The 14,424-nt window shown below is 74.7% G+C and carries 7 protein-coding genes; all 7 read right to left on the bottom strand.

Translation table 11 applies throughout. The features are described from left to right. Positions 1-13 precede the first annotated feature (13 nt). Entirely contained in the window at positions 14-1,153 is a 1,140-nt protein-coding gene (locus tag ACIRSS_RS25880; protein ID WP_400899176.1) for a hypothetical protein, read from the bottom strand. Then, complete coding sequence (locus ACIRSS_RS25875; protein ID WP_400899174.1) at positions 1,150-1,488, bottom strand: hypothetical protein; 339 nt, start codon at positions 1,486-1,488, stop codon at positions 1,150-1,152. Before ACIRSS_RS25875 ends, ACIRSS_RS25880 begins: the two co-directional genes overlap by 4 nt. 23 nt (positions 1,489-1,511) lie before the next feature. Then, the gene (locus tag ACIRSS_RS25870; protein WP_400899172.1) at positions 1,512-1,997 is read right to left on the bottom strand and encodes a YbaB/EbfC family nucleoid-associated protein; all 486 of its coding nucleotides are present in this window, start codon (positions 1,995-1,997) and stop codon (positions 1,512-1,514) included. Between the two features lie 83 nt (positions 1,998-2,080). Further along, positions 2,081-3,040, bottom strand: a complete 960-nt coding sequence (locus ACIRSS_RS25865) for a glycine betaine ABC transporter substrate-binding protein (protein ID WP_400899170.1) — start codon at positions 3,038-3,040, stop codon at positions 2,081-2,083. Between the two features lie 102 nt (positions 3,041-3,142). Further along, on the bottom strand, positions 3,143-5,491 hold the full coding sequence (locus tag ACIRSS_RS25860; protein ID WP_400899168.1) for an ABC transporter permease subunit: 2,349 nt from the start codon (positions 5,489-5,491) through the stop codon (positions 3,143-3,145). A gap of 174 nt (positions 5,492-5,665) precedes the next feature. Next, positions 5,666-13,513, bottom strand: a complete 7,848-nt coding sequence (locus tag ACIRSS_RS25855) for a type I polyketide synthase (RefSeq protein ID WP_400899166.1) — start codon at positions 13,511-13,513, stop codon at positions 5,666-5,668. An 83-nt stretch (positions 13,514-13,596) separates the two neighbouring features. Then, positions 13,597-14,388: an SDR family NAD(P)-dependent oxidoreductase gene (locus ACIRSS_RS25850; RefSeq protein WP_400899164.1), complete on the bottom strand. Its 792-nt coding sequence runs from the start codon at positions 14,386-14,388 to the stop codon at positions 13,597-13,599. Between the last annotated feature and the right edge of the window lie 36 nt (positions 14,389-14,424).

Below are 14,424 nucleotides of genomic sequence, written 5' to 3'. Positions count from 1 at the left end.
ACGGCCTTGCGCTCTAGATGTCCAAGTTCCGCCGGGTCTCGTCCGGCGTCCGGTCGCCACCGATCCGGCTCTTGTCGAACCACGGCTCGTCCTCCTCGGGAGTAACGGCTTCCTTGCCTTCGGCGAACGCAGTCTTGCCCGCGGCGATCCCGGCCTTGACGCTCGCGCCGGCCACCAGCGGACTGGCGCCGACCGACGTGCCGAACATCGTGGTGAGCGCCCGGTTCCCGGGCGTGAAGGCCACCCCGGCGGTGTTCTCGAGCGTGTCCAGGCCGAACCGCGACTCGCCGGCGTACCGGCCGAGGCGGAACTTCCGGGTCATCTCCACGACCTTCGTCGAGTACTTCGCGAGGAACTCGATGAACGTGTCGAGCAGCTTGCCGAACTTGCCGAGGTAGCGGGTGACCTTCTGCAGCACGCTCGCGGCCTTGGCGATCGACGCCGTCATCGCGGCGGCGACCGAGCTGCCGAAGCTGATCACCGACGCGGCCAGCGCGGGCAGCCAGATGGTGATCAGCCAGGACACCAGCTCGGTGATGATCGCCTTGATCACCTCTTCGATGACCTGCATGACCATCGACCACATCTGCAGCACCTCGGCGACCGACCCGGCCGCCGAACCGACGCCGCGGATGCCCGAGGAGAAGTCGCCCAGCGCTTCCTTGGCCGCCTTGCCCGCCTCGTCGACCCACTCGGCCAGCGCCGTGTCGCCGGTCTGCTCGAAGTCTTCGGCGAGCGCGACGAAGCCGTGCGCGATCGAAGCGAAGTTCTCCGACGCGTGGCCGATGGCCGGCCCGTCGCCGGTGACGGCGTGCAGCGCGTCCTGCAGCGGCTGGACGAGCTCGAGCAGCATGTTCAGCCCGTGGCTGACCAGCCAGCCGATCGGGTCCATCGCGAAGGTGACCATGTCGGTCGCGGCGGCGCCGACGAACGCCGCGCCGTCGCCGACCAGCGCCTTGCCCGCCGACGCCAGCTCACCCACGCCGTCGGCCGAAGCGGCCTGCTGGGCGTGCTCGGCGATCGACTTGCCGGACTTGTAGACGGTGCCGACGACCGGCGCGGCCGCCGCGGCGCGGTCGAGGTTCGCGCTCATGCTCTCGTCGTACGGCTGGACGTCGAGCGCGTCCGCGATGCTCTTCTTGGGCTCGGTCACTTGCCCTGTCCCCCGATCGCGTCGATCTCCGCCTCGTACCGGCCGAACGCGATCACGCCCGCCTCTTCGGTCCCGCGGTACATCTCGGCGGCCTTGGTCATCTTGGTGGTGAGCCCGTCGACGCCGTCCTTCAGCTCGCCGAGCAGCGACCGCAGCTCGCCGAGGCGCTCGGTGTAGCCCTGCTTCGCCCAGATCCCGACGACGCCCCAGGCCGTGTCGGTCACGTCGGCGGCGTCGATCTTCGCTCCGAACTTGTCCGCTTCCTGCTCGTAGAAGGGCAGCTGGCGCGCGTATCCGGAGATCGCGTCGATGTTGGTCTGGATTCCGTCTGACATCGCGGAAGTTCCCTCGGTCGGTTTCAGGAGCGGCGGAGGATCGGGCCTTGGTCGAAGTCGTCGTCGTCCCCGGGATCGGGACGGCGCCGCGGGCGCGGCGCCTGCGGCTCCGACGCGGGTTCGGGCGCCGCGGTTCCGAACGCTTCGGCCTGCGCCTGCCGGACCTGCGCGCCGACGTCGAAGCCGAGCTGGTCGCCGAACGCCTCGTCGACGATCCCGGCCTGCTGCTGCGCGGCCCCGGCCACGGCCTGGCGGAGCGTCGCCATGATCCGCTGGGCGAGCTGCCCCGCTTCGAGGTGCATCGCCCCGGCGGTCAGCCGCAGGTCGGTGACGGTGCCGCCGGCCCCGGCGACGACGGTCACGGTGCCGTCCGGCGAGGTCACCGACGTCGAGACCTGCGCGACCCGCTCCTGCATGTCCCCGACCTCGGCGAACCGGGCCTCGGCCTGGCGCACCTTGGCCTGGAAGGTCTCGAACTGGGCGATCAGCTGGTCCATCTCGGCCGACATCTTCACTTCCTTCGCGCTACTGGGCTTGGCCGGATCATGACAGATCCGGCGCGTCCCCGCGGCATTTCGCCGGAATGCGAAGTTCAGCCGATGAAGCCCGCCGCCTTGAGCCAGTCGTGGGCCACCGTCGCCGGCTTCTGACCGTCCACGCTGACCTTCTTGTTGAGGTCGGTGAGCGTCGCGGTGTCGAGCTTCGCGGCGATCGGGGTGAACACCTGCTCCAGCTGCGGGTACTTCTGCGCGACCCCGGCGGCGATCGAGATGGCCGGGTTGTACGTCGGGAAGAAGTGCTTGTCGTCCTCCAGCACGGTCAGCTTCTGGCCGGCCACCCGCCCGTCGGTGGACGCGACCGAGCCGAAGCCGCACGGCTCCCCCTTGCCGACGCTCGGGTAGACGACGGCGTCGTTGAGCAGGTGTACCTGTGGCTCGGGCAGCGTGAACCCGTACGCCTTGGCCAGCCCGGGGAAGCCGTCGTCGCGGCTCTTGAACTCCGGGCCCATGCAGGTCGACGCCGCCGCCGGATCGCGCTTCACCAGCGCCGCGTAGTCCGAGATCGTCTTCACGCCGGTCCGGGCCACCGTCGCGGCGTTGCCCGCGATCGCGTAGGTGTCGTTGGCCGGCGAGCGCGCCCACCACGTGACGCCGTTGGCCGCGTCGGCCTTCTTGACCGCGTCGTACTGCGCCTGCGCGTCGGCGATCGGCTTGGTCTCGTGGAGGTAGCTGATCCACGCGGTGCCGGTGTACTCCCAGTACAGGTCGACCGCGCCGCTGGTGAGGGCCTGGCGCACGTTGCTCGACCCGGTGATGTTGGTCTTGTCCTGCGGGCTCGCCCCGGCCGCCTGCAGGGCGACGAGCGCGATCTGGCCGAGCAGCAGCTGCTCGTCGAACTCCTTGGAGCTGACCCGGATCTGCGCGCCGCTCAACGCGTCGATCTTCTTGATGGACCCCTCGCCCACTCCGGCGCCGGTCTGGTCCTTGCCGATCGTGCACCCGGCGGCGAGCGCCGTGACGAAGGCGAGAACGACGGCTGTCGTGCGTCGCATGGCTTGTCCTCCTTGGGGTTGCTGATCCGAACAAAAGCAGGCCGGCCCCCGAGCGGCACGTAACCGTGACCACGAAAGCCGTCGGCCGTGGCTGTGGTCGGATCAGCAACGATCGGCACGGCACGTTCCGCGCGGGTGCAGGACCTCCTCGGCGACCAGGCCCAGCCAGTCGGCGAAGAGTGCCAGGGCGGCGACGACGATGCCGAACGTCAGGCTCAGGATCGGCCGGTACAGCCCGATCCCGGCGACGAGCCCGCCACCGAGCCCGCCACCGTCGATGAACGTCGCCAGCGTCGCGCTCGCGACGGTGAGCACCAGCGCCGTCCGGATCCCGGCGAGGATCACCGGGACGGCGAGGGGCAGTTCGATCCGCCACAGGATCGCCGTCTTCGTCATGCCCATGCCGCGCGCGGCGTCGACGAGCGTCGGGTCGACGCCGTCGAGCCCGACCATCGTGTTGCGCAGCACCGGCAAGGTCGCGTAGACGACGAGCGCCGCCACCGCCGTCGCGGTGCCCGTGCCGACCCAGAGCGCGAGCAGCACGACGAGCCCGATCGACGGGATCGCCTGGCCGAGGTTGCCGAGCCCGAGCCCGATCGGGCGGGCCCACCGGGCGCCGGCGCGGGTGAGCAGGACACCCAGCGGCAGGGCGACGGCGATGGTGCAGACCGTCGAGATCAGCGTCAGCCGCAGGTGCGCGCCGAGCTCGGCGAAGATCTCGCCGGCGTTGAGGTAGCGCTGTTCGATCGAGTCGAGCGGGTACGCGCGCACGACCAGGAAGAGCGCCAGCAGCGCGAGGGCGAGCAGTACCGGGCGGACCAGCAGCCCGAGCCGGCGCCGCCGCGGCCGTGCCGGGTCCGTCTTGCGCGGGGTTTCCGCGACGGCCGCCGGCGGGGTGTCGACGACGGGCTGGAGGGCCGAGAGCAGCCGCGGGACGTCGAGTGTCCGCCCGTTCACCGAGACCGCGTGACTCCCGGTGCGCACCATCGTGTCCAGCGCGTCCCGGAGCGTGGCCTCGCGCGGGATCGGCGGCAAGCCGTCCGCCGGCGGCCCGAGGTCGAGGTCCGCCACCGGGATCAGCGCCAGCCGCTTCAGGTTCCGCTTCGAACCGGCGAAGGACGCGACGAAGTCGTCGGCCGGCGCGGCGAGGATCGCCTGGGGCGTGTCGTACTGCGCGAGCACCGAACGCGGGCGCAGCACGGCGATCCGGTCGCCGAGCTTGAGCGCCTCGTCGAAGTCGTGCGTGACGAACACGATCGTCTTGCGCACTTCCCGTTGCAGGCGCAGGAACTCGTCCTGCAGCCGGGCGCGCGTGATCGGGTCGGTGGAGCCGAACGGCTCGTCCATCAGCAGCACCGGCGGGTCCGCGGCCATCGCCCGCGCCACGCCGACGCGCTGCTGCTGGCCGCCGGAAAGCTCGCGCGGGAACCGGTCGCCGTGCTCGCGGGTCAGGCCGACGACGTCGAGCAGCTCGCCCACGCGGCCGGCGATCCGCCGCCGCGTCCAGCCCAGCACCCGGGGCACCACACCGATGTTCGCGGCCACCCGCAGGTGCGGGAAGAGCCCGACCTGCTGGATGACGTACCCCGTGTGCCGCCGGTGCTCGTCGAGGTCGAGGGCCGAAACGTCGGTGCCGCCGACCGTGACGACCCCCGAGGTGGGCTCGACGAGCCGGTTGATCATCCGCATGGTCGTCGTCTTGCCGCACCCGGACGGGCCGGTCAGCACGACGATCTCGCCCGCGGGGATCCGCAGGGTGAGGTCCTCGACCGCGGGCGCCGCCTGTCCCGGGTAGTGCTTGCGCAGGTTCCGCAGTTCGATCGTCTCGCCGGCCGCGCCGTTGCTCTGCTCCGGCTTGATCTCGCCAAGAGGGCGCGGCCGCCGCCACGTCGTGAGCTTGCCGAGCACCACGAAGGCGAGGTCGAACAGCAGCGCCAGCAGCACGATCCCGAGCGTCCCGGTCAGCACCTGGTTCAGGGAGTTGACCGAGCCGAACCGGCCGAGGCCGTCGAAGATCTCGTTGCCGAGGCCCGGACCCTTGACGTAGGCGCCGATGGCCGCGATCCCGATGGTGATCTGCGTCGAGACGCGGATGCCGGAGAGGACGACCGGCCAGGCCAGCGGCAGCCGCACCCGCCACAGCACCCGCGCGCGGCCGAGGCCCATCCCGCGCGCGGCGTCCACGACGGCCGGGTCGACGCCCCGCAGCCCGACGATCGTGTTGCGCGTGATCGGCAGCAGCGCGTAGAGCACCAGCGCGAACAGGACGTTGGTGAGCCCGAGCCCGAACGGGCCGATCAGGATGCCCAGCAGCGCGATGGAGGGGATGGTCAGGAACGCGGCGGTCGTCGTGGTCGCGAGCTCACCCAGCCACCGCCGCCGGTAGGTGAGCAGGCCGAGCGCCATCCCGACCAGCACGGCCAGCGCCACGGCGGCGAGCGTGAGGTCCACGTGGAGGATCGCGTCGTTGACGACGTCGATCCAGTTTTCGCGGAGGTACTCCCACAGGCTCAGTGCCGTGCTCCTCGACGTCGGTGAACAACCGCCCGGCTGCCCACCCAGCCCAACACGCCCACCGGGCTCTTGTCCACCGCCCGCGCGGCGGGACGACCGTGCGGCCGCCGCTCACGCCGCGCCGAATTCCTGGTCGATGAGCTCGAACAGCTCGTCGTCCGACGCGCCGGCGAGGTCCTCCGCGGGCTCTTCGGCCACCACCTCCGTTCCCCGCGCGCGGGCCAGGAGCCGTTCGAGGCGCACCACCAGCCGGGTGCGTCCGGGGTCCTCGGCGGGCAGGCCGTCGAGCAGCTCTTCGACCCGGTCCAGCGCCGCCGCCCCGGTCGTGCCGCCGACGTCGGTGAGCAGCTCGCCGCCGAGGTACTCGGCCAGCGCGGTCGTCGTCGGGTGGTCGAAGACGACCGTCGCGGGCAGGCGCAGGCCCGTCGCGGCGTTCAGGCGGTTGCGGAGCTCGACGCCGGACACCGAATCGAAGCCGAGCTCGCGGAACGCGCGATGCTCCTCGACGGCGTCCGGTGACGGGTGGCCCAGCACCACCGCGGCCTGCGCGCGGACCAGAGCGATCAGCTCGCGAGCCGCCGTGGCCCGGTCGAGGCCGGCCAGCCGGGCCGCCAGTGGTGCCGGCCCGGCGGGGGCCGCTCCGGTCGCGCCGCGTTCGGCCAGTTCCGCGACCTCCGGCAGGTCCCGGACGAACGGGCTGGGCCGGGCTGCGGTGAAGGCGAGGTTGAAGCGGTCCCACCGGATGTCGGCCACGGTCACCGCCGGCTTCCCGGCGTCGAGCACCCGCTGGAGCGCGGCGAGCGCGACGGCGGGCGCCATCTCCGGGACACCGTGGCGGTCGAGCAGGTCGCCGACGTCGCCCTCGGCCAGTCCCCCGCCCGCCCAGGCGCCCCACGCGATGGACGTCGCCGGCAGCCCCTCGGCGTGGCGCTGCTCGGCGAAGGCGTCGAGGAAAGCGTTGCCGGGCGCGTAATTGCCCTGCCCGGGGATGCCGAACACGGCCGAGATGGACGAGAACAGCACGAACGCGGACAACTCGCGGTCGCGCGTCAGCTCGCCGAGATGCCGCGCGGAAACCGCCTTGGCGCGCAGGGCCCGGCCCACCTGGGCGGGGGTGAGCGAGTCCACCAGCCCGTCGTCGAGGTCGGCGGCGGTGTGGAAGACGGCGGTCACCGGATGGGTGGCCAGCAGGGGGGCCAGCTGTTCCCGGTCGGAGACGTCGCACGCGGCCAGCGTCACCTCGGCGCCGAGCGCCCGCAGGTCCGCTTCCAGCTCCGCCGCACCCGGTGCGGCGGGCCCGCGCCGGCTCGCCAAGACCAGGTGCGCGGCGCCGTTCCCGGCGAGCCAGCGGGCGACGTGGCCGCCGATCGCCCCGGTGCCGCCGGTGACCAGGACCGTGCCCTCCGGCCGCCACGACCGCCCGGTCCGGCGGGCCGGCGCGCGCCGCAGCCGCCGGGCGAGCACCGTCGTGCCGCGCAACGCGACCTGGTCTTCACCGCCGAGGCCGCCGAGCACGGCGGTGAGCGCGTTCGCCGGCGCTTCACCGCCTTCGGCGGGCAGGTCGATCAGCCCGCCCCAGCGTTCGGGGTGCTCCAGCGCGACCACCCGGCCGAGCCCCCAGGTCAGCGCCTGCGTGGGCACCGGCGGCCGGTCGCCGTCCCCGGTCCGCACCGCGCCCCGAGTCACGCACCACAACGGCGCTTCGATGCCCGCGCGGCCGAGCTGCTGGATGGCGGCGAGCGTCGCGGCGTACCCGGCGGGCACGCCCGGCTCTTCGGGCAGCGGCTCTTCGTCGAGCGCCAGCAACGACAGCACGCCCGCCACGGGCCGGCCCGCCTCGGCCGCCAGGTCGCCGAGCCCGGTTTCGACGACGTCCGCGCCCAGCCCGGCCAGCGCCGTCACCAGCTCCTTGTCCAGTTCGGCGCCGAGCACCAGCCAGCGTCCGGCCAACGCGGACCCGACGGGCACCGGGACCGGCCGCCAGTCGACGGCGTAGCACCAGCCGTCGACGGCCGGCTCGGCCCGCCACTGCGCCCGCCACCGGCGCAGTCCGGCCAGCGCGGACGCGGTGTCGTCGGCCGGCAGGTCGAGCACCTGCCCGAGCACCTCGGCGTCGCCCTCCTCGACCGCCGCCCAGAACGCGTCCCCGGCCGCGTCGGCCCGGTTCGCCGCGGCCGGCACGTGCCAGTAGTGCTCGCGCCGGAACGGGTAGGTCGGGAGGTCGACAGCGCGCCCGGTGCCCAGCCCGGTGACACTCGTCCAGTCCGGGGCCAGCCCGTGCACGTGGGCGTGGCCGAGTGCGGCGAGCAGCGTGGCCGGCCCGTCCTGCCGGCGCCGCAGAGTGCCGAAGACGACCGCGTCGGGAGCCGTGTCGGCCAGCACGTCGCCGATCCCGCCGGTAAGCACCGGGTGCGGGCTCACCTCGACGAAGAAGCGGTGCCCGCCCTCGGCGAGCGACGCGATCGCGGGCGCGAACGCGACCGGCTCGCGCAGGTTCCGGTACCAGTAGGAGGCGTCCAGCTCGGCCGGAGCAACCAGGTCGCCGGTTACGGTCGAGAGCATCGGGATCTCACCCGCGCGCGGCCGGACGTCCGCCAGCTCGGCGACGAGCCGGTCCTCGATCGCCGCCACCTGCGCGGAGTGCGACGCGTAGTCCACGGCGATCCGGCGGACGCGGATCCCGGCCGCCACCTGCTCGGCGTACCAGGCGTCGAGCGCTTCGACGACCCCCGAGACGACGGCCGAGCGGGGGCCGTTGACCGCGGCGACGTCCAGCCCGGCAACGCCGGCGATGCTTGCGCGCACGTCGTCTACCGGAGCCTCGACCGCGACCATCCCGCCAAGCCCGGCCAAATCCGCCAGGGCCGCGCTTCGCACCGCGACGATCCGCGCGGCATCGGCCGGCGAGAGCGCGCCGGCCACGCACGCGGCCGCGATCTCGCCCTGGCTGTGCCCGACCACCACGTCCGGGTGCACGCCGTGGGCGCGCCAGACGGCCGCGAGCGAAACCATCACGGCGAACAGAGCGGGCTGCACGACGTCCACCCGCTCCAGCGACGGCGCGCCGGGCACGCCGCGGATGACGTCCCACAGCGCCCAGCCGACGTGCGGCGCCAGCGCGTCCGCGCACTCGGCCATGCTGCGCGCGAACACCTTCGACCGCTCGGCGAGGTCGACGGCCATGCCCAGCCACTGCGAGCCCTGGCCGGGGAAGACGAAGGCGGTTCGCCCTTCGACGGCGACCCCGCGGACCAGGCCCGCGGTATCCGTCCCCTCGGCGAGCGCGGCCAGGCCCCGGCGGAAGTCCGGCAGGTCCGCGGCGAGGACCACGGCCCGGTGGTCGAAGGTCTCGCGGCCGGTGGCGAGCGCGGCGGCGACGTCGGCGGGCCGCGGCGCGGGCTCGGCGTCCAGCAGCGGCAGCAGCCGGCTCGCCTGCGCGGCCAGCGCGTCCGCCGTCTTCGCGGACAGGAGCCAGGGCACGGTTTCCGCCGAGTTCACGGGCGCGGGGTCTTCGGCGCGTTCGTCGTCCGCGGCCTCGAGGACCAGGTGCGCGTTCGTCCCGCTGACCCCGAAGGACGAGACCGCGGCGCGGCGCGGCCGGTCCCGGTCCGGCCACGCCCGCTCGCCGGTGAGCAGCGCCAGCCCGCCGGCCGACCAGTCGACGTGCGGGGTCGGCTCGGTGACGTGCGGCGTGGCCGGCAGCCGGCCGGCCCGCATCGCCAGCACGGTCTTGATGACGCCGGCCACGCCGGCCGCGGCCTGCGCGTGCCCGATGTTGGCCTTGACCGAGCCCAGCAGGACGGGGTCGTCCGCCGCGCGGCCCCGCCCGTAGGTCGCCAGCAGCGCCTGGGCCTCGATGGGGTCGCCGAGCGGGGTGCCGGTGCCGTGCGCCTCGACGACGTCGACGTCCGTTGTGGACAGTCCGGCGTCGGCGAGCGCCCGGCGGATCACCCGCTGCTGGGCCGGCCCGCTCGGCGCGGTGAGGCCGTTGGACGCGCCGTCCTGGTTGACCGCCGAGCCCCGGATCACGGCGAGCACGCGGTGGCCGTTGCGGCGCGCGTCGGACAGCCGTTCCAGCAGGAGCAGGCCGGCGCCCTCGCCGAGGCCGAACCCGTCGGCGGCGGCGGAGAAGGGCTTGCAGCGGCCGTCCGGCGCGAGCCCGCGCTTGCGGCTGAACTCGACGAAGATGCCCGGGTTGGCCATCACCGTGGCACCGCCCGCGAGCGCGAGCTCGCAGTCGCCCGCGCGCAGGGCCCGGACCGCCAGGTGGCTGGCCACCAGCGACGAAGAGCAGGCGGTGTCGACCGTCACGGCCGGGCCCTCCAGGCCGAGCGTGTAGGCGATCCGGCCGGACGCGACGCTGCCGGTGGTGCCGGTGAGCAGGTACCCCTCCAGCTCCGCCGGCGCCTCGTGCTGGCGCGGGCCGTAGTCCTGCGTCATCGCCCCGACGAACACCCCGGTCCGGCTGCCCCGCACCGACGACGGCACGATCCCGGCCCGCTCCCACGTCTCCCACGCGACTTCCAGCAGCACCCGCTGCTGGGGATCCATCGCCAGCGCTTCGCGCGGGCCGATCCCGAAGAACGCCGGGTCGGCGGCACCCGCGTCCGCCAGGAACCCGCCCTCGCGCTGGTAGAACCGGCCGGGTGCGCCGGGTTCCGGGTCGTAGAGCCCTTCGACGTCCCAGCCGCGGTCGTCGGGGAACGCCGTGATCGCGTCCCCGCCCGCTTCGACCAGGTCCCACAGCTGCTCGGGGGTCCGGACGCCGCCGGGGAACCGGCAGGCCATCGCGACGATCGCGATGGGCTCGTCGGCGGCCGCGGCCGGGCCGTCCGGTTCGGCTTCCGGCCCCGCACCGCCGTCGAGCTCACCGTCGAGGAGCTCGGCCAGCGCCGCGGGCGTCGGGTGGTCGAAGACGACGGTGGCCGGCAGCGCGACGCCGGTCTCGGCGACCAGGCGGTTGCGCAGCCCGACGGCGGTGAGCGAGTCGAACCCGAGGTCCCGGAAGGGTTTCCCGGCCGGTACCGCGCGCACGGAGTCGTGCCCGAGCACCGACGCGGCGACCCCGCGGACGAGCTCTTCCAGTCGGCGGCGCCGTTCCAGGCCGGACAGCCCGGTCATCCGCTCGGCGAGCGGGGACGCCGCGGTCTCAGCGTCCGCCGGCGGCGCGAAGCGGCCGGGATCCAGCGGGACGACGACGAGTGCGTGCTCGCCCAGCGCGGCCGGCAGCAGCGCGGGGAGGCGGTCGACCGGCGCCGAGAGCACGCTCGCCGTTCGCCCGCGGGCCCGCAGGTCCGCGGCCGCCGCGGTCAGGAATTCCGCCTGGAGCGCGGCGGCGACGAGCCCCGGTTCCCCGGCCGCGCCCGGTGCGGCGAGGAACACCAGCGGGAGGTCAGTGGACACGGCCGCCACGGCGTCCCGCGTGGCCGCGATGACGGCGTCGGCCGCCTGGCCGTCGGTGACCGGCGGCGCAGGCACGACGAGGGCGACCGGCTCGCCCTCCGGGTCGCGCACCTCAAATGGCCGGCCGGCGGCGAGGGCGGCGGGGTCCCAACCGGACAGCGGCCGCGGCGGCACCGCGACCGGGCGCCACTCCGGGACGACCACGGCGGATGCGCGCACGGCACCCGGCGAACCGGCGGCGACCAGCCCGGCGAGCGCGGCACAGGCGTCGGCGTCGAAGCGGCCGAGGTCGATGACGGCGCGGCCAGCGGCTGGGCCGGTCGCCCAGACCGCGTCAGCGTCGAAGCGGCCGACATCGACAACTCCCCGGCCGGTGGCGGGACCGGTCGCCCAGACCGCGTCGGCGGTGTCCGCCGACCGGGTGACCGACCACAGCCGCGCGCCGGGAAAGGCAGTGCGAAGTTCGTCCACAGTGGACGACGGCAGCAACGAAACGACCCCGGCCACCCCGGCTTCCGGCGCGGCCCCCGGCCACGCCACCACCCGGACGGCCGCCGGGCCGCGGTCGCCGAGGGCGGCCGCGACCTGGTGCGCCACGGCGGTGTCCGCGCCTTCCGGGTGCACGACCAGCCACCGGCCGGTGAGCTTCGCCGGTTCCGCACCGGGTGTGGGCCGCCAAGTCAGGGCGTGCGGTTCGGGCGGCGCGACGTCCGGGACGGCGACGCGTTGGTACGCGTACCCCGGCAGGTCCAGCCGCCGGGGGTCCGAGTCGCGGGTGACCGCGGCCCAGTCGACGTCCACGCCCCGGACGTGCAGCTCCGCCGCCGCGGCGAAGAACTGCCGGAGGCCACCGTTGCCCCGCTTCAGCGTGCCGACCGCCGTCGTGGCCGGCGCGATCTGGTCGAACGTCTGCTGCATCCCCATGGTCAGCACCGGGTTCGGGCTCACCTCGACGAAGAAGCCGGCCCCCGCCCCGGCGATCGCCGCCACCGCCTCGGCGAACCGGACCGGCTGCCGCAGGTTGGCGCACCAGTACCCGGCGTCCGCCAGCCGTGTGCCCAGCGGCTCGCCGGTCACGGTCGAGTAGAGCGGGATCTCCGCCGGTCGCGGCCGCAGCGGCGCGAGCGCCTCGGCCAGGCGCGGCGTGATCTCGTCGATGTGCGCGGAGTGCGCCGCCAGCCCGACGGGCAGGAGCTTGCCGCGGACGCCGCGGCCCGCGAGGTCCGCGAGCAGCTCGGTGACGGCGGCGGAGTCGCCGGACACGACGACCTGGCGCGGGCCGTTGACCGCGGCGAGGGTGACCCGGCCGGCGTAGCCCGCCAGCGCGGCCGCGGTGTCCTCTTCGGACAGTGGGAGCGACGCCATGTCCCCGCGGCCGGTGAGCTCGGCCTGCAGCCGGCTCCACACGGCGACCACGCGGGCGGCGTCGGCCAGCGAGAGGGCGCCGGCGACGTGGGCGGCGGCGATCTCCCCGAGGCTGTGCCCGACGACCGCGGCCGGGTGCACGCCGTGCGCGCGCCAGAGCGCGGCCAGCCCGACCATGACCGCGAACAGAGCGGGCTGGACCACGTCGACCCGCTCCGGCGGCGGCGCGCCCGGCGCGCCGCGGAGGAAGTCCGCCAAGGACCAGTCGACGAACGGGGCGAGCGCCTCGGCGCAGTCGTCGATCGTCCGCGCGAAGACCGGCGAGGTGGCCAGGAGCTCTTCCGCCATCCCGACCCACTGCGGTCCCTGCCCGGGGAAGACGAAGACGACGTCGCCGCCTTCGGCCGCGTGGCCGGTGACCAGGTTCCGGACCGCGGTTCCGCCGGCCAGGGCGTCGAGCAGCCCGGCGGCGTCCGCGTGGTCCTCGGCCAGCAGGACCGCCCGGTGCGCCAGCCTCGGCCGGGTGGCCAGCGTCCAGCCGACGTCACCGAGGGGCCGGCTCTCGACGTGTGTCCGCAGCCGGACGGCGTTCTCCCGCAGCGCGGCCGGGACGGCCGCCGACAGCACGAGGGGCACCGGACCCGGCACGGTCCCGGTGCTGTGGGTGGCGGCGGGCGGGGCGAGGACTTCACCGGCACGCAGCAGGCAGCGCACCCGGTCCCCGGGGGCCGGCTGCTTCAGAACGGCGAACCCCGCGCCCGGCGCCGCCGAGCCGTACAGCACCACTTCCCCGGCGGCCGGGACCGGAATCCCGGCGCCGGGTGCGAAGGTGACCGCGGCCGGGGCCAGCCTGGGCACAACCGCGGCCAGTGCGGTGCGGACCAGCACCCGGCCACGCGCGTCCCAGCCGGCGTCGATCGTGACCGAGACCCGGCCGGCGGGCGCTCCGGCGTCTTCCCACGCGTCGCGGGCGAGCTCCAGCAGCGACCGCTGCCCGAGCGTCAGCCCCGCGACCTGCGGGCCGGACAGGCCGAACAGCTCCCGGTCGAACGTCCCGGGCTCGGCCCGGTCCACCGCCGGCGGTGCCCACGGCGCGAGCCGGTGCCAAACCGTGCCCGCGGCGCCCTCCGGCACCGCGGAAAGGCCGACGACGGCGGGAAGTGCTTCCTGAGCGGTTCCTTGCGCGGACACCGGAGACCCCTTCCGGGAACGGGCGGTCACCTGCGAAGACCGCCGGGAGCGGGAAAGTCGGGCGTGGGACGGGAAAGCTGGGCTCAGGGCTTGCCGAACGCGACCCGCAGCCCGGCGTCGAAGCGGACGACCTCGGCGTTCAGGTAGTCGTGTTCGGCGATCGCCTCGACGAACGCCGCGAACTCCTCCGGGCGTCCGTAGCGGCGGGGCCACGGCGGGCCGCCGGCCAGTCCCGAGACGAACTGCTCGGCCAGGCCGGCCGCCTTGAGCTCTTCGGTCAGCGTGGCCACCAGCGGCGTCTCGAAGATCCCCGGCGCGATGGTGACCACCCGGATCCCGTACCGCGCCAGGTCGCGCGCGGCCGGCAGCGTCATGGACACGACGCCGCCCTTGGCCGCGGCGTAGGCGGCGTGCCCGGCCTGGCCTTCGAAGGCGAACAGCGACGCGGTGTTGACGATGAGGCCGCGCTGCTCGTCGGCGAGCGGCTCGGTGCGCGCCATCAGCTCCGCGCCCAGCCGCAGGACGTTGAACGTGCCGACCAGGTTCACCTCGACGACCCGGCGGAACCCGGCGAGGTCGTGGGGACCGTCGGCGCCGAGCACGCGGCCCGGCGTGTCGACGCCCGCGCAGTTGACGACGAGCCGCAGCGGCGAACCGTCGCCCGCGGCCGTCGCCAGCGCCGCGCGGACGTCGTCCTCGCTCGTGACGTCGGCTTCGACGCCGGCCACGCCGGCGGGCAGCGAAGCCCGCGCGAGCGCCGCCGGCAAGTCGAGCGCGAAGACCCGGGCGCCCCGCTTGGCGAGGTGCGCGGCGGTCGCCGCCCCCAGCCCCGACGCGCCGCCGGTGACCACGGCCGCGATTCCCGAAACCTGCACTGGATCTCCCCCTCGAAAAGGACCGGAACGAAACGA

Source organism: Amycolatopsis sp. NPDC101161 (genome assembly GCF_044768185.1).
Taxonomy (GTDB): Bacteria; Actinomycetota; Actinomycetes; order Mycobacteriales; family Pseudonocardiaceae; genus Amycolatopsis.
Note: the sequence above shows the minus strand (reverse complement) of the source record. Positions and strands in the feature narration are given on the sequence as shown.